General features: G+C 63.4%; 13 protein-coding genes and 1 pseudogene. 8 read left to right on the forward strand and 6 right to left on the reverse strand.

Going from position 1 to position 14,545, the window contains the following annotated elements; all coding sequences use genetic code 11:
* Positions 1-56: 56 nt before the first annotated feature.
* Positions 57-950, forward strand: coding sequence for a DMT family transporter (locus tag ABM562_RS24920; RefSeq protein ID WP_115085536.1), 894 nt, complete (start codon positions 57-59; stop codon positions 948-950).
* Positions 951-1,050: 100 nt separating this feature from the next.
* Here ABM562_RS24920 and ABM562_RS24925 read toward each other — a convergent pair whose 3' ends face one another.
* The 4 genes from ABM562_RS24925 to ABM562_RS24940 all read right to left on the reverse strand — a co-directional run bounded on the left by ABM562_RS24925 (position 1,051) and on the right by ABM562_RS24940 (position 4,358).
* Positions 1,051-2,268: a class I SAM-dependent methyltransferase gene (locus ABM562_RS24925; RefSeq protein ID WP_460423689.1), complete on the reverse strand. Its 1,218-nt coding sequence runs from the start codon at positions 2,266-2,268 to the stop codon at positions 1,051-1,053.
* Between the two features lie 106 nt (positions 2,269-2,374).
* Entirely contained in the window at positions 2,375-2,992 is a 618-nt protein-coding gene (locus ABM562_RS24930; RefSeq protein WP_115085534.1) for a TPM domain-containing protein, read from the reverse strand.
* Positions 2,993-3,018: 26 nt separating this feature from the next.
* Positions 3,019-3,756 carry a TPM domain-containing protein gene (locus ABM562_RS24935; RefSeq protein ID WP_115085533.1) on the reverse strand — a complete coding sequence of 246 codons (738 nt, stop codon included), beginning with the start codon at positions 3,754-3,756 and terminating at the stop codon, positions 3,019-3,021.
* The gene (locus ABM562_RS24940) at positions 3,756-4,358 is read right to left on the reverse strand and encodes a LemA family protein (protein WP_115085532.1); all 603 of its coding nucleotides are present in this window, start codon (positions 4,356-4,358) and stop codon (positions 3,756-3,758) included. The genes ABM562_RS24935 and ABM562_RS24940 overlap by 1 nt, the downstream gene beginning before the upstream one ends.
* 175 nt (positions 4,359-4,533) lie before the next feature.
* Here ABM562_RS24940 and bglX point away from each other — a divergent pair, with 175 nt between their 5' ends.
* The 6 genes and pseudogenes from bglX to ABM562_RS24970 all read left to right on the forward strand — a co-directional run bounded on the left by bglX (position 4,534) and on the right by ABM562_RS24970 (position 12,724).
* Entirely contained in the window at positions 4,534-6,825 is a 2,292-nt protein-coding gene (gene bglX, locus ABM562_RS24945) for a beta-glucosidase BglX (RefSeq protein WP_460423691.1), read from the forward strand.
* Positions 6,826-6,884: 59 nt separating this feature from the next.
* On the forward strand, positions 6,885-8,642 hold the full coding sequence (locus ABM562_RS24950; protein ID WP_115085530.1) for an ATP-binding protein: 1,758 nt from the start codon (positions 6,885-6,887) through the stop codon (positions 8,640-8,642).
* The gene (locus ABM562_RS24955; RefSeq protein WP_460423693.1) at positions 8,636-9,970 is read left to right on the forward strand and encodes a sigma-54-dependent transcriptional regulator; all 1,335 of its coding nucleotides are present in this window, start codon (positions 8,636-8,638) and stop codon (positions 9,968-9,970) included. The genes ABM562_RS24950 and ABM562_RS24955 overlap by 7 nt, the downstream gene beginning before the upstream one ends.
* Positions 9,971-10,155: 185 nt before the next feature.
* Positions 10,156-11,475, forward strand: a complete 1,320-nt coding sequence (locus ABM562_RS24960; RefSeq protein ID WP_115085528.1) for an MFS transporter — start codon at positions 10,156-10,158, stop codon at positions 11,473-11,475.
* A gap of 314 nt (positions 11,476-11,789) precedes the next feature.
* Positions 11,790-11,996: pseudogene (locus ABM562_RS24965) on the forward strand (heme utilization protein); the annotation flags it as partial.
* A 116-nt stretch (positions 11,997-12,112) separates the two neighbouring features.
* Positions 12,113-12,724: a flavin reductase family protein gene (locus tag ABM562_RS24970; protein ID WP_115085526.1), complete on the forward strand. Its 612-nt coding sequence runs from the start codon at positions 12,113-12,115 to the stop codon at positions 12,722-12,724.
* Position 12,725: 1 nt separating this feature from the next.
* Here the strand turns inward: ABM562_RS24970 and ABM562_RS24975 are convergent, their stop codons facing one another.
* On the reverse strand, positions 12,726-12,956 hold the full coding sequence (locus tag ABM562_RS24975) for a hypothetical protein (protein WP_115085525.1): 231 nt from the start codon (positions 12,954-12,956) through the stop codon (positions 12,726-12,728).
* Positions 12,957-12,994: 38 nt separating this feature from the next.
* Positions 12,995-13,303 (reverse strand): antibiotic biosynthesis monooxygenase family protein, encoded by a 309-nt coding sequence (locus tag ABM562_RS24980; RefSeq protein WP_115085524.1) that lies wholly within the window; start codon positions 13,301-13,303, stop codon positions 12,995-12,997.
* Positions 13,304-13,506: 203 nt separating this feature from the next.
* Between ABM562_RS24980 and ABM562_RS24985 the strand changes: the two genes are divergently transcribed.
* Positions 13,507-14,436: an AraC family transcriptional regulator gene (locus tag ABM562_RS24985; RefSeq protein ID WP_134061495.1), complete on the forward strand. Its 930-nt coding sequence runs from the start codon at positions 13,507-13,509 to the stop codon at positions 14,434-14,436.
* The last annotated feature ends 109 nt before the right edge of the window (positions 14,437-14,545 follow it).

Here is a 14,545-nt window from a genome sequence, read left to right on the forward strand (position 1 = left end):
ATCATCCGTCCCGCCTGTGGCTCAATGAAGGCACTTCTCTGCCACAGGCGCTCTGTATGTCCAGCCGCGAAAACACCGGGATGGTCCTTGGCCTTCTCGGTGTGATTATTTTCAGCCTGACCCTGCCCATGACCCGCATCGTCGTGCAGGAACTGCACCCTTTGCTCAACGGCCTGGGCCGTGCGTTGCTGGCGGCGATTCCGGCGGCGGCGCTGCTGCTCTGGCGCCGGGAAAAATGGCCGACCTGGACGCAGATCAAAGGCCTGAGCCTGGTGGCGCTGGGGGTGATCCTGGGGTTTCCGGTGTTCTCGGCCTGGGCCATGCAAAGCGTGCCGGCGTCCCACGGTGCGCTGGTCAATGGCCTGCAGCCGTTATGCGTGGCGGTGTACGCCGCCTGGCTGTCCCACGAGCGACCGTCGAAAGCCTTCTGGGCCTGCGCCGCCCTGGGCAGCGCGCTGGTGCTGGCCTACGCGATGATCATGGGCGCCGGGCAGATCCAGGCCGGCGACCTGCTGATGCTGGCGGCGATTGCCGTGGGCGGCCTGGGCTATGCCGAAGGTGGCCGGCTGGCGCGGGAAATGGGCGGCTGGCAGGTGATCTGCTGGGCGCTGGTGCTGTCGGCGCCGCTGTTGCTCGGGCCGGTGGTGTACCTGGCTTTGCAGCATCAGGGACCGGTGAGTGCAAAAGCCTGGTGGGCCTTTGGCTATGTGTCGTTGTTCTCGCAGTTCATCGGCTTCTTTGCCTGGTACGCCGGGCTGGCCCTGGGTGGCATTGCCCGGGTAAGCCAGATTCAGTTGCTGCAGATTTTCTTCACCATCGCCTTTTCGGCGCTGTTCTTTGGCGAACAGGTCGAGCCGATTACCTGGGTGTTTGCCGCCGGGGTGATTGCGACAGTGGTGCTGGGGCGCAAGACGCGGGTGCATCCTGCGCCGGTGCGGGGCCTGGGCTGACACTATCGCCGGCAACGCCGGCTCCCACAGTGGATCTGCGTGCTCCGACCCTGTGGGAGCTGGCTTGCCAGCGATCGAGCGCGCAGCGGTCGCAAAGTCTTCAGGCAGGGATCAAGCCATCGGCCCGCAACAAGGTCTCCAGGCAATGCTCCTTGACCCCATAGAAGTCCTTGAGCGGCTGGATCTTCTCCAGCAACGCTGACGCCTCAACCGGCGCCTGACGCTTGACCGCCAGGATCATCTTGTTCTTGTTGGTGTGCTCCAACGAAATGAACTCGAAGACCTTGGTCTCGTAGCCGCAGGCTTCCAGGTACAACGCGCGCAAGCTGTCAGTGAGCATTTCAGCCTGCTGGCCCAGGTGCAATCCGTACTGCAGCATTGGCTTGAGCAAGCCCGGGCTGTGCAGTTGCGGGCGAATCTGCTTGTGGCAGCACGGCGAGCACATGATGATCGCCGCGCCGCAACGAATACCGGTGTGGATCGCGTAATCAGTGGCGATATCACAGGCATGCAATGCAATCATCACCTCGATGGCGCTGGGCACCACGCTGCGCACATCACCGCATTCGAACACCAGGCCCGGATGCTCCAGACGCGAGGCCGCGGCGTTGCACAGCTCGACCATGTCCGGGCGCAGCTCGACGCCGGTCACCTGCGCCTCGCGCTGCAGGGTATTGCGCAGGTAGTCGTGGATGGCAAAGGTCAGGTAACCCTTGCCCGAACCAAAATCGGCCACTCGCAACGGCTGCTCGGCGGCCAGCGGCGCCGAGTTCAGGGCGTGGGAAAACACTTCGATGAACTTGTTGATCTGCTTCCACTTGCGCGACATGGCCGGGATCAGCGCCTGCTGCTTGTCGGTCACGCCCAGGTCCTGCAGGAACGGCCGGCTCAGTTCCAGGTAGCGCTTCTTCTCCCGGTCGTGCTCACCAGCCGGCGCCTGGCGCTCTTGTTGCACAGCGCTGCGATGGAGCATCGGCTTGCCCTTCTTGCTGAACTCCAGCTGCGCTTCGTCGCTGAGGCTGAGCAGGTGGGCGTTGCGAAACGAGGCCGGAAGCAACTCGGCCACCAGCGCCAGCGCTTCATCGTTGCCCAGGTTGCGGGTGATGTCGCGGGTCTTGTAGCGGTAGACGAACGACACGCAGGCCTGGCCCTTGACCGTCAGCGGCTTGGCAATGATGCGCTGCAGGGTTTCTTCGTTGCCGACATGGCGCGCCAGCACCAGCTTGATCAGGGCGTTCTGTTCCAGGCTGGTGGCGAGCAGGCTCAGAAACTGCGCACGCGCATCCGGCGCGGCCTGGGCGGTGGGGGAATCGGACATCGGGAAAAGGTGCCTCGGGTTGCGGAGGGGGCGCAGGTAGGCGCAGTGCCGGGAATTTTACGTGGATGCGCTTGCCCTGCACAGCATTTGTCGATGGGCGCCGCCGCTAGCCCAGCACCACCAGGCGATTGGGCAACTCGTTGCGCTCGTGGGTCAGCGGCACATGGGTACGCAGCAGTTCGCCGCAAGCCTCGATACAGCTGACAAAGCCCTGCAACGTCTGGCCCTGGCGCACCTGTTCGGTAAAGCGCTTGACGATGACATCCCAGACCTTGTTGTCCAGATGCCGGGATATGCCTTCATCGACGAGGATTTCGACATAGCGCTCGGCCTCGCTGACAAAGATCAGCATGCCGGTGCCGCCCACGGTGTGGTGCAGGTTCTGCTCCAGAAACTGCCGCCGGGCCAGGTTCGCCGCACGCCAGTGGCGCACCGAGCGCGGAATCAGGCGAGTGGTCAGCGACGGAATGCGAAACAGCAGACACAAGGCGATGAAGGTCAGCCACTGCACGATCAGCAAGCTGTGCACACTCATCCAGCCGCTGAGGTAATGGACGATGCCCGGCACCACCAGAGCCAGCAGGCTGGCCCACAGCAAGGGGATATAGGCGTAGTCGTCGGCGCGGCTGGCCAGCACCGTGACCAGTTCGGCATCGGTGTGACGCTCGACCCGTGCAATGGCTTCAGCGACCTGGCGCTGCTGTTGTTCAGTAAGCAATGTCATGCGTTGCGCTACTCGTTATTGATCATTTACCAGCCACCCGACGATCCACCACCGCCGAAGCTGCCCCCGCCACCGCTGAAGCCCCCTCCGCCGCCACCGCCACCAAAACCACCGCCGCCGTAGCCACCGCCGAAACCACCCCCCATGCCGCCGCGCCCGCTACCACCAAGGCCCAGGGACTGCAGGGCGAACACCACGACGATCAGCAGGATGAACAGGCCAATGCCCCAGGCCGGCGCACCGTCTTCGGTCTCGCCGCCCAGCGCCCGCGAGGGCTCGGCCAACGGGTTGCCGCCCAGCACCTGGAGAATCGCCGCGGTGCCCTGGACGATGCCCTGGCTGTACTCGCCACGGCGAAACGCCGGGGTGATGATGCGATTGATGATCACCGAGGACTGCGCATCCGTCAGGCGTTCTTCCAGGCCGTAGCCGACTTCGATGCGCAGCTTGCGTTCCTGAGGGGCGACGATCAACAGCGCGCCGTTGTCCTTGCCCTTCTGGCCGATGCCCCAGTGGCGGCCGAGCTGATAGCCGTAGTCTTCGATGCTCTGCCCCTGCAAATCCGCCAGGGTCACCACCACGACCTGCTCGCCAGTACCCTGTTCATGAGCCTTGAGCATGCTGTCGAGCTGGCTGCGGCTGGCACCGTCGAGCAGGCCGGCATTGTCCACCACCCGCCCGCTCAGCGCCGGGAAACTCAACTCGGCACGCAGCGGTGTGGCAAACAGCAGCGCCAGCAGCAGCGCGAGCTTGAACAGACGCATCAGAATTTCACTTCAGGCGCTTTTTCGGCATCGGCGCTGGTGGCCTCGAAGTTTTCCCGGATCGGCAGGTCGCTGTACATCACGCTGTGCCACAGCCGCCCGGGGAAGGTGCGGATCTCGGTGTTGTAGCGCTGCACGGCGGCAATGAAATCCTTGCGCGCGACGGCGATGCGGTTCTCGGTACCTTCAAGCTGCGACTGCAGGGCGAGGAAGTTCTGATTGGATTTAAGGTCCGGGTAACGCTCGGACACCACCATCAGGCGACTCAGGGCCCCGGTCAGCTGCGACTGGGCCTGCTGGAACTGGCGCAACTTCTCGGGATCGTCCAGGGTGCTGGCATCGACCTGGATCGAGGTCGCCTTGGCCCGGGCTTCTATGACCGCGGTCAGGGTTTCCTGCTCTTGCTTGGCGTAGCCTTTGACCGTTTCGACCAGATTGGGAATCAGGTCGGCGCGGCGCTGGTACTGGTTCTGCACCTGGGCCCAGGCCGCTTTTACCTGCTCGTCATAGTTGGGGATGTTGTTGATCCCGCAACCGGCCAGCAAGCTGGCAAGCATCAGCAGCAGCCACAATCGTACGCCCTTGAAATGAATTACCTGCATGTTGCTACGCTCCTTGATCGCCGTGATTCACCGGACTTGAGGCATAATCCGTCGTCGCCGCTGGATCGGGATCGCCCAATCAGCTAAAAGATGCCCCAGCAAACTACAACAATAGCCGCTTCCCCAACTTCGGCTGGGCAGTATCGACCTGCCGCAAGCCTTGAGAACAGAATTCATGAACAAGCTGTGTTTGCTGGGTCTGGTTGTCAGCCTGGCCAGTCACTCGGCCTTTGCCGACACCTCTGCCGCCCCACTGCAGGACAAACAGGCGTTCATCGCCGACCTGATCAAGCAGATGACCCTGGATGAAAAGATCGGCCAGTTGCGCCTGATCAGCATCGGCCCGGAAATGCCCCGTGAAATGATCCGCAAGGAAATCGCCGCCGGGCACATCGGCGGTACCTTCAACTCGATCACCCGCGCGGAAAACCGGCCGATGCAGGATGCCGCCGCCAAGAGCCGGCTGAAGATCCCGATGTTCTTCGCCTACGACGTGATCCACGGCCACCGTACGATCTTCCCGATCAGCCTGGGCCTGGCCGCCAGCTGGGACATGGACGCAATCGCCAAGGTCGGCCAGGTGTCCGCCCTTGAAGCCGCCTCCGACGGCATCGACATGACCTTCGCGCCGATGGTCGATATCGCCCGCGATCCGCGTTGGGGCCGCACCAGTGAAGGCTTTGGCGAAGACACCTACCTGGTCTCGCGCATTTCCAGAGTGATGGTCGAATCCTTCCAGGGCCAGAGCCCGGCCGAAGCCACCAGCCTGATGGCCGCGGTCAAGCACTTCGCCCTGTACGGCGCAGTGGAAGGCGGCCGCGACTACAACACGGTCGACATGAGCCCGAGCAAGATGTTCAACGACTACCTGCCGCCCTACCGCGCCGCCATCGATGCCGGCGCCGGCGGGGTGATGGTTGCGCTGAACTCGATCAACGGCGTGCCGGCCACCTCCAACACCTGGTTGATGAACGACCTGCTGCGCAAGGACTGGGGCTTCAAGGGCGTGACCGTCAGCGACCACGGCGCGATCACCGAGCTGGTGCGCCACGGCGTTGCCCGCGATGGCCGCGAAGCCGCCAAGCTTGCAATCAAGGCCGGCATCGACCTGAGCATGAACGACTCGCTGTACGGCGAAGAGCTGGCCAGCCTGCTCAAGGCCGGTGAAATCGACCAGGCCGACATCGACAACGCCGTGCGCGAAGTACTCGGTGCCAAGTACGACATGGGCCTGTTCGAAGACCCGTACCGGCGCATCGGCAAGGCCAGCGACGATCCGGCCGACACCTATGCCGACAGCCGCCTGCACCGCGCCGAAGCACGCGACGTGGCCCGCCGCAGCCTGGTCCTGCTGGAAAACCGCCAGCAGACCCTGCCGTTGAAAAAAGCCGGCACCATCGCCCTGGTCGGCCCGCTGGCCGATGCCCCGATCGACATGATGGGCAGTTGGGCCGCCGCCGGCCGCCCGCACCAGTCGATCACCGTGCGCGAAGGCATGCGCCAGGTCCTCGGTGACAAGGCCAAGGTGATCTACGCCAAAGGCTCCAACGTCACCCACGACAAGGCCATCCTCGATTACCTGAACTTCCTCAACTTCGATGCCCCGGAAATCGTCGACGACCCACGCCCTGCCGCAGTGCTGATCGACGAAGCGGTCAAGGCTGCCAAGCAGTCCGACGTGGTCGTGGCCGTGGTTGGCGAGTCTCGTGGCATGTCCCACGAATCCTCCAGCCGCACCACCCTGGAAATCCCGGCGGCCCAGCGCGAGCTGATCAAGGCCCTGAAAGCCACCGGCAAACCGCTGGTGCTGGTGCTGATGAACGGCCGGCCGCTGTCGCTGGCCTGGGAACGCGAGCAGGCCGATGCCATCCTGGAAACCTGGTTCAGCGGCACCGAAGGCGGCAACGCCATTGCCGATGTGCTGTTCGGCGACTACAACCCGTCGGGCAAGCTGGCCATCACCTTCCCGCGCTCGGTCGGGCAGATCCCGATGTACTACAACCACCTGAGCATCGGCCGCCCGTTCACCCCGGGCAAACCAGGCAACTACACCTCGCAGTACTTCGAAGAGCCGAACGGCCCGCTGTACCCCTTCGGCTACGGCCTGAGCTACAGCGACTTCAGCCTCTCGAACCTGAGCCTGTCGAGCAAGACGGTGAAACAGGGCCAGGATCTCGAAGCCAGCATCGTGGTCAAGAACACCGGCAAGCGTGACGGCGAAACCGTGGTGCAGCTGTACCTGCAGGATGTGACCGCGTCCATGAGTCGTCCGGTCAAGGAACTGAAGAACTTCCAGAAAGTCATGCTCAAGGCTGGTGAAGAACGCACCCTGCGCTTCACCATCAAGGCCGACGACCTGAAGTTCTACAACGGCCAGTTGCAATGGGCTGCCGAGCCGGGTGAGTTCCGGGTCCAGGTCGGCCTCGATTCGCAGGCCGTGCAACAACAGAGCTTCGAGCTGCTGTAAAACGTTGCCATGCTCCAAGGGAAGGCCAGGAGGCCTTCCCCACTGCCGGGACTTGCACCATGCCTTCTTCCTTTCGCGCCCTGCGTCTGGGCCTGATTCTGTTCTTCATCCTCGCCGGCACCTTGCTGACCGCGGGCTGGGCCATGCACCACGCCAAGCGCCAGTCGATGGTCGAGGATGCCCGCCGGGCCAGTGAGCAGTTGGGGCTGTATGCCAACTCGCTGCACACCCTGATCGAACGTTACCGCGCCCTGCCGGCGGTGCTGGCCCTCGACCCGGAACTGATCAGCGCCTTGCGCGGCCCGGTTGCAGGCCCGGTGCAGGATGCCCTGAACCGCAAGCTGGAGCGCATCAACGGTGCGGCCAATTCCTCGACCCTCGAGCTGCTCGACCGCACCGGCCTGGCCGTGGCCGCCAGCAACTGGCGCCTGCCCAGCACCTATGTCGGCTCCAACTATGGCTTCCGGCCATATTTCAAACAGACCCGTAGCCAGGGCAGCGGCCGCTTCTATGCGGTGGGTGTGACCAGCGGCGTGCCGGGTTATTTTTTGTCCAGTGCCGTGCAGGATGAAAACAGCCGCTTCCTCGGTGCCATGGTGGTCAAGCTGGAGTTCCCCGAGCTTGAGCGCGAATGGCGCCAGGGCAGCGATATCCTCCTGGTCAGCGACGCCCGCGGGATCATCTTCATCGCCAACCAGGACGGCTGGCGCTACCGCGAACTGCAAGCGCTGACCAGCGCCGACCGCGCGGAACTGGCCGCCACCCGCCAGTACGACAAGCAACCGCTGGTGCCGCTACAGCACCATATCCTCAGCAGCTTTGACGCCAACAGCCACCTGATGCGCGTGCAGGGCCCCGAGGGCAATACCGACTACCTGTGGGAAAGCCTGCCGCTGGAAGCCGAGGGCTGGACCCTGCACCTGCTGCGCAAGCCGCAGGTCAGCGAAGATGGCCGCAACGCCGCGCTGGCTGCCGCTGCGGTCTGGCTGAGCCTGGTGTTCGCCCTGCTGTTCATCAGCCAGCGCCTGCGCCTGGCCCGCCTGCGCCAACGCAGCCGCGAAGAACTCGAACGCCTGGTCGAAGCCCGCACCCGCGACTTGCGCACCGCCCAGGAGGGCCTGGTGCAATCGGCCAAGCTGGCGGCGCTTGGGCAGATGTCGGCGGCGCTGGCCCACGAGATCAACCAGCCGCTGACCACCCAGCGCATGCAGCTGGCAACCCTGCGCCTGCTGCTCGATAACCAACGCCTGGATGAAGCACGCCAGGCCCTGGAGCCGCTGGAGCAGATGCTCACGCGCATGGCGGCCCTCACCGGGCACCTGAAAACCTTCGCCCGCAACAGCCCCAGCGGCCTGCGCGAACGCCTGGACCTGGCCACCGTGGTTGACCAGGCGCTGCAATTGCTCGATGCGCGCATCCGCGCCGAAGACGTCAGCGTCGCCCTGTACCTGGCCCGCCCGGCCTGGGTGCGCGGCGATGCGATACGCCTTGAGCAGGTGCTGATCAACCTGCTGCGCAACGCCCTGGATGCCATGGCCGAAAAGAGCTACAAACGCCTTGAGGTGCGCATCGATGCCGAACGGGACCACTGGCGCCTGAGCGTGCTCGACAGCGGCGGCGGTATTCCCGTCGAGCACCTGGCCAGTGTCTTCGACCCGTTCTTCACCACCAAGCCGGTGGGCGAAGGCTTGGGCCTGGGCCTGGCGATTTCCTATGGCATCATTCACGAAGCCGGCGGCCGCCTGCAGGTCGACAACCAACCCGGCGGCGCCCGTTTCAGCCTGACCTTGCCTATGGACCCGGAACCCGCATGTTGAATTCAGTGATGGTCGTCGACGATGAAGCCAGCATCCGCACCGCCGTAGAGCAATGGCTGAGCCTGTCCGGCTTCAATGTGCAGCTGTTCAGCCGTGCCGAAGACTGCCTCCAGCAACTGCCCGGGCACTTCCCCGGGGTGGTCCTCAGTGATGTGCGCATGCCCGGCATGGACGGTCTGCAATTGCTCGAACAACTGCAGGCCAGCGATGCCGACCTGCCGGTGATCCTGCTCACCGGCCATGGCGATGTGCCGATGGCGGTCGAGGCCATGCGCAATGGCGCCTACGACTTTCTTGAAAAGCCCTTCAGCCCCGAAGCCCTGCTCGGCAGCCTGCGCCGCGCCCTGGAAAAACGCCAGCTAGTGCTGGAGAACCGCCGCCTGCATGAACAGGCCGACTTGAAGGTACGCCTGGAGGCGGATCTGCTGGGCGTGTCCCAGGGCATGCAGCAGTTGCGCAAGCAGGTCCTGGACCTCGCCAGCCTGCCGGTCAACGTGCTGATTCGCGGCGAAACCGGCAGCGGCAAGGAGCAGGTCGCGCGCTGCCTGCATGAGTTTGGCCCGCGCGCCGGCAAGCCCTTTGTCGCTCTCAACTGCGCGGCGATCCCCGAGCAATTGTTCGAGGCCGAGTTGTTCGGCCATGAAAGCGGCGCCTTCACCGGCGCCCAGGGCAAGCGTATCGGCAAACTCGAATATGCCAATGGCGGCACGGTGTTCCTCGATGAAATCGAAAGCATGCCACTGGCCCAGCAGGCCAAGCTGCTGCGCGTGTTGCAGGAGCAGAAGCTCGAACGCCTGGGCGCCAACCAGAGCATCAGCGTCGACCTGCGGATCATCGCCGCGACCAAACCCGACCTGCTCGAAGAAGCCCGGGCCGGCCGCTTTCGCGAAGACCTGGCGTATCGCCTGAACGTCGCCGAATTGCGCCTGGCGCCGTTGCGCGACCGGCGCGAAGACATCCCGCTGCTGTTCAACCACTTTGCCCGCCTGGCCGCCGAGCGCGTTGGCCGTAGCGCGCCGGTACTCAGTGGCGCGCACCTGGGCAAGCTGCTGGGTCACGACTGGCCAGGCAACGTCCGTGAGCTGGCCAACGCCGCCGAGCGTCATGCCCTGGGGCTGGGCGAGCCGGCGGCAGCAGAAATCGAAGCCGGGCAATCGCTGGCCGCCCAGCAGGAAGCCTTCGAGGCCCAGTGCCTGCGCGCTGCCCTCAGCCGCCACAAGGGCGAGATCAAGGCGGTGATGGAAGAGCTGCAACTGCCGCGGCGCACCCTCAACGAAAAAATGCAGCGCCACGGCCTGCTGCGTGAAGATTTTCTCGGCCCTGCTTGATCGACACAGCTGATCGCCATAAGCGGATTTTCGCCTACCCACTCGTTTGGATAGGCGGATTTCCGCTCATCAAACCCGTACAACCCTTCTAGACCGGGCCTCCAGCACCTGGCACAGCTTCTGCTATAGCCCTGGCAGGCTGCGTTTCGACGCGCTCCACAAAAACAACTATGAAGGTCCCTTCGATGGATAACTCCAGCACTCTGCCCGCCGGGGCGGCCATTGCGCCCGCCGCGGAAAAAACCACCCGCAGCCGACTCAAGTCGATTTTCAGCGGCTCGATCGGCAACATGGTCGAATGGTACGACTGGTACGTTTACGCCGCGTTCTCCCTGTACTTCGCCAAAGCCTTCTTCCCCGCTGGCGACACCACCGCCCAACTGCTCAACACCGCCGCGATCTTCGCCGTGGGCTTCCTGATGCGCCCGATCGGCGGCTGGCTGATGGGTATCTACGCCGACCGCAAGGGCCGCAAGGCCGCGCTGATGGCTTCGGTCCTGCTGATGTGCGCAGGCTCGCTGGTCATCGCCCTGACCCCGGGTTATGAAACCATCGGCGTCGCCGCGCCGGTGCTGCTGGTCATCGCGCGTCTGATGCAAGGCCTCTCGGTAGGCGGCGAGTACGGCACTTCCGCCACCTACCTCAGCGAGATGGCCACCAAGGAACGCCGTGGCTTCTTCTCCAGCTTCCAGTACGTGACGCTGATTTCCGGCCAGCTCATCGCCCTGGCGGTGCTGATCATCCTGCAGCAGACCCTGACCACCGAGCAGCTGTATGCCTGGGGCTGGCGTGTGCCTTTCGTGATCGGCGCCCTGTGTGCGGTGGTCGCCCTGTACCTGCGCCGTGGCATGGAAGAAACCGCCTCCTTCACCAAGAAGGAAAAGTCCAAGGAAAGCCTGATGCGCACCCTGATGCGCCATCCGAAGGAGCTGGCCACCGTGGTCGGCCTGACCATGGGCGGTACCCTGGCCTTCTACACCTACACCACCTACATGCAGAAGTACCTGGTGAACACGGTGGGCATGAGCATCAGCGACTCGACCACCATTTCGGCGGCCACCCTGTTCCTGTTCATGTGCCTGCAGCCAGTCATCGGCAGCCTTTCCGACAAGATCGGCCGCCGTCCGATCCTGATCGCCTTCGGCGTGCTCGGCACGCTGTGCACCGTACCGATCCTCACCACCCTGCACACCATCCAGACCTGGTGGGGCGCGTTCTTCCTGATCATGGCGGCGCTGATCATCGTCAGCGGCTACACCTCGATCAACGCGGTGGTCAAAGCCGAGCTGTTCCCCACCGAAATCCGCGCCCTGGGCGTTGGCCTGCCGTACGCCCTGACCGTGTCGATCTTCGGCGGTACCGCTGAATACGTGGCGCTGTGGTTCAAGAGCATCGGCATGGAGACCGGCTACTACTGGTACGTGACCGCCTGTATCGCCTGCTCGTTGCTGGTGTATGTGTTCATGAAGGACACCCGCAAGCATTCGCGGATCACCACTGACTGATCCCAGTCATCGGCAGAAAAAAGGGGGCATCCGCCAGCGGATTGCCCCCTTTTTTTGTTTATGGCGCTTTAACCCGCAATTAATCCCACACCCTCAATCTTCACTCATAGCGTAGACGCATCGCCTGCATCGCTGGCAAGGCCAGCTCCCACAGGTCCGTGCATGGCCTTGCTGGCGATGAGGGCGAACTGCCGTCAAATACATCTACTTTTTAGATTCTTATACGTTATTTTTTGCGCTTTTTAATCAATTTTATCGGCGTAGCATTACACCCATAGAAACAAACAACCCCTCACCACCTCGGAGCAACGACCATGAAAAGCAAACTGATCCTGACCCTGGCCTTCTCGGTACTGGCTGCCAACGCCTTCGCCGAAGACGGCTTCGACCGTACCAACGCCCACAACTTCAACGCCGTGCCAACCCAGCCGGCCACTTATGTAGAAGACGGTTTCGATCGCACTGGCGGCGCCAAATTCGCTGAAGACGGTTTCGATCGCACCCAGGCCCACCGCATCAGCTAAGCCCTGATGTGACGCAGTCAGCCCGGCCTCGGCCGGGCTTAGTCATTTTCAGCAAGGCCAAGCCTTGGCACACTAGGCGCTTACTCACAGGGAAGGCCCTCGGGCCAGCGCAGATGTATTACTACGAACCGGCAAAAGGCCACGGCCTGCCCCACGATCCGTTCAATGCCATCGTCGGCCCACGCCCGATTGGCTGGATTTCTTCCCAGGACGCCGAAGGTCGCCTGAACCTTGCGCCCTACAGCTTCTTCAACGCCTTCAACTACATTCCACCGATCGTCGGTTTCGCCAGCGTCGGGCGCAAAGACAGCCTGAACAACATCGAGCAGACGGGCGAATTCGCCTGGAACCTGGCCACCCGGCCGTTGGCCGAGGCGATGAACCAGAGCTGCGCCGCGGTTGCACCGCAAGTTGACGAGTTCGCCCTGAGTGGGCTGACCCCGGTGGCGTCCAGGGTGATTGCCGTGCCGCGGGTGCAAGAAAGCCCGGTGTCATTCGAGTGCAAGGTCACCCAGATCATCCAGCTGCAACGTGCTGACCAGGCGCTGGTGCCAAGCTGGCTGGTTCTGGGTGAAGTGGTGGCGGTGCATATCGCCGAGCATCTGCTCAAGGACGGCATCTACGATACCGCTGCAGGCCAGCCGATCCTGCGGGGTGGCGGCCCGGCGGATTACTTCGAACTGGGCAACCTGTTCAAGATGGCCCGCCCGCAAGTCAACGGCTGAGTTACCAGACCAGTTCGGCGTCGTCATCGACGCCCTGCAGGCGCTCAAGTTCGGCGCAGGCCGCTTCGTCAGCAGCCAGGGCAGTCTGGAAACGCTGCCCTTCAAGGACCTTATGAAAGCGCGGTGCGCCACTGGCACCCAGGCCTTTGACGGCGATGGCGGCGTTATAACCGTCGTCGCCACGTACAGCTGCCGATACGGCTTCGAACCGCGAAAATTCTTTACGTGCCATGTGCTTCAAATCCACATCAATTACCTGAAACCGGCATTCTAACCTGCGCAAGGCGAGCCGAAGGTATGCAGGTCGAGGCTATCGACCACCCGCGCCTGCACCAGCTCGCCAAACAACTCAAGGGTCGGTGAAGCGAAGTAGCCGCTCATCGATTGCTGATCGCGCCAGAAGCCGCTGAGCAGCCACAGGTCGGCATCGGCCTGGGAGCGTTGCAGGCTGAACTTCAGGCAGCCGGGGGCCTGACGCGACGGCTCCAGCAGGTCACGCAGGCGCTCGCCCAGTTCCTCTGAGCGACCGCTGCTGGCGCGGATAAATGCAAGGTGGGTGACCGAATGTACCGAGGTCATGAGCGTTTCTCCATGTGCAGCCAGATGAAATTGCCAGGCTGCACAGGTTAGGCCTCCCGCCCGCGCGGCGGTTAGGCAATTCCTGTCGAGCGCTTGCCTGATCCTGCGCACCTTGCAGGATCAGGCAAGCGGGCGGCAGCTTTCGACTAGCGCCGTGGCTTGCACAAACCTATCCTGCAGTCGTTCTCCCTGGAATCGCCCCCATGTCTGCTATTGAGCCCGACCGCCTGATCCTCGACCCCGCCCTGGAACAACAGCGCCAGGAGCTGGCCGTACTCATCCAACGCCATGCGCCACGCCAGGCTGGCGTCGAGTCGGCGGTTGAGGACCTGTTTCTGGTGCGCTACGAAGAAAGCGTGCGCTCCATGCCGGCCCTGGCCGAGCCTGCACTGTGCATCCTGGCTCATGGCAGCAAGGAGGTGTGCCTGGGCGACGAGCACTACAGGTACGACCCGCTGCATTACATGGTGGTGTCGGTGGCATTGCCGATCAGCGGCGTGCTGCTGGAGGCCAGCCCGGAAAACCCCAGCCTGGGTGTGCGCCTGAACATTGATCCGGCGCAGATCAACAACCTGTTGGCCGATGCCGGCCCCCTCGGTGTGCCGGCTTTGCCGTCGGGCCGTGGGCTGTATGTGGAGCGTACCGATCCGCTGTTGCTCGATGCCCTGCTGCGGTTGATTCGCTTGCTCGATTCGCCGAAGGATATCCCGATCCTTGCGCCGCTGATCAAGCGCGAGATTCTCTACCGGCTGCTGCGAGGACCGCAGGGTTACCGGCTGTATGAAATTGCCATGGCCAACAGCCAGACCCATCGGGTGTGCCAAGCCATCGAATGGCTCAACCAGCACTTTCATCAGCCGTTGCGCATCGATGACCTGGCGCGCGAAGTCAACCTCAGTACCTCGACCTTGCATCACCGTTTCAAGGCGGTGACCTCCATGAGCCCGTTGCAGTACCAGAAGCAGCTGCGCCTGCAGGAAGCGCGGCGGCTGATGCTCAATGACGGGCTTGAGGCGGCGGTGGCAGGCTATCGGGTGGGCTATGAAAGCCCGTCGCAGTTCAGCCGCGAGTACAGCCGCTTGTATGGGGCGCCGCCGGTTAGGGACCTGGCCAGGTTGCGCAGTGCGCTCTAGATTGCTATCGCCGGCAACGCCAGCTCCCACAGTGAGAAGTGCAAGCTGATAACCCTGTGGGAGCAACTGTCTTGATCAGGCTGTTTGCACTCGCCAAGGGGTATTGTCC

The sequence above is a fragment of the Pseudomonas sp. ZL2 genome (assembly GCF_054788455.1).

What these genes read in the sequence shown, in the direction of transcription:
- ABM562_RS24920 (WP_115085536.1), top strand. Translation starts at nt 57, where the DNA reads ATGTCCAGCCGCGAAAACACCGGGATGGTCCTTGGCCTTCTCGGTGTG.
- ABM562_RS24925 (WP_460423689.1), bottom strand. Translation starts at nt 2,268, where the DNA reads ATGTCCGATTCCCCCACCGCCCAGGCCGCGCCGGATGCGCGTGCGCAG.
- ABM562_RS24930 (WP_115085534.1), bottom strand. Translation starts at nt 2,992, where the DNA reads ATGACATTGCTTACTGAACAACAGCAGCGCCAGGTCGCTGAAGCCATT.
- ABM562_RS24935 (WP_115085533.1), bottom strand. Translation starts at nt 3,756, where the DNA reads ATGCGTCTGTTCAAGCTCGCGCTGCTGCTGGCGCTGCTGTTTGCCACA.
- ABM562_RS24940 (WP_115085532.1), bottom strand. Translation starts at nt 4,358, where the DNA reads ATGCAGGTAATTCATTTCAAGGGCGTACGATTGTGGCTGCTGCTGATG.
- bglX (WP_460423691.1), top strand. Translation starts at nt 4,534, where the DNA reads ATGAACAAGCTGTGTTTGCTGGGTCTGGTTGTCAGCCTGGCCAGTCAC.
- ABM562_RS24950 (WP_115085530.1), top strand. Translation starts at nt 6,885, where the DNA reads ATGCCTTCTTCCTTTCGCGCCCTGCGTCTGGGCCTGATTCTGTTCTTC.
- ABM562_RS24955 (WP_460423693.1), top strand. Translation starts at nt 8,636, where the DNA reads ATGTTGAATTCAGTGATGGTCGTCGACGATGAAGCCAGCATCCGCACC.
- ABM562_RS24960 (WP_115085528.1), top strand. Translation starts at nt 10,156, where the DNA reads ATGGATAACTCCAGCACTCTGCCCGCCGGGGCGGCCATTGCGCCCGCC.
- ABM562_RS24970 (WP_115085526.1), top strand. Translation starts at nt 12,113, where the DNA reads ATGTATTACTACGAACCGGCAAAAGGCCACGGCCTGCCCCACGATCCG.
- ABM562_RS24975 (WP_115085525.1), bottom strand. Translation starts at nt 12,956, where the DNA reads ATGGCACGTAAAGAATTTTCGCGGTTCGAAGCCGTATCGGCAGCTGTA.
- ABM562_RS24980 (WP_115085524.1), bottom strand. Translation starts at nt 13,303, where the DNA reads ATGACCTCGGTACATTCGGTCACCCACCTTGCATTTATCCGCGCCAGC.
- ABM562_RS24985 (WP_134061495.1), top strand. Translation starts at nt 13,507, where the DNA reads ATGTCTGCTATTGAGCCCGACCGCCTGATCCTCGACCCCGCCCTGGAA.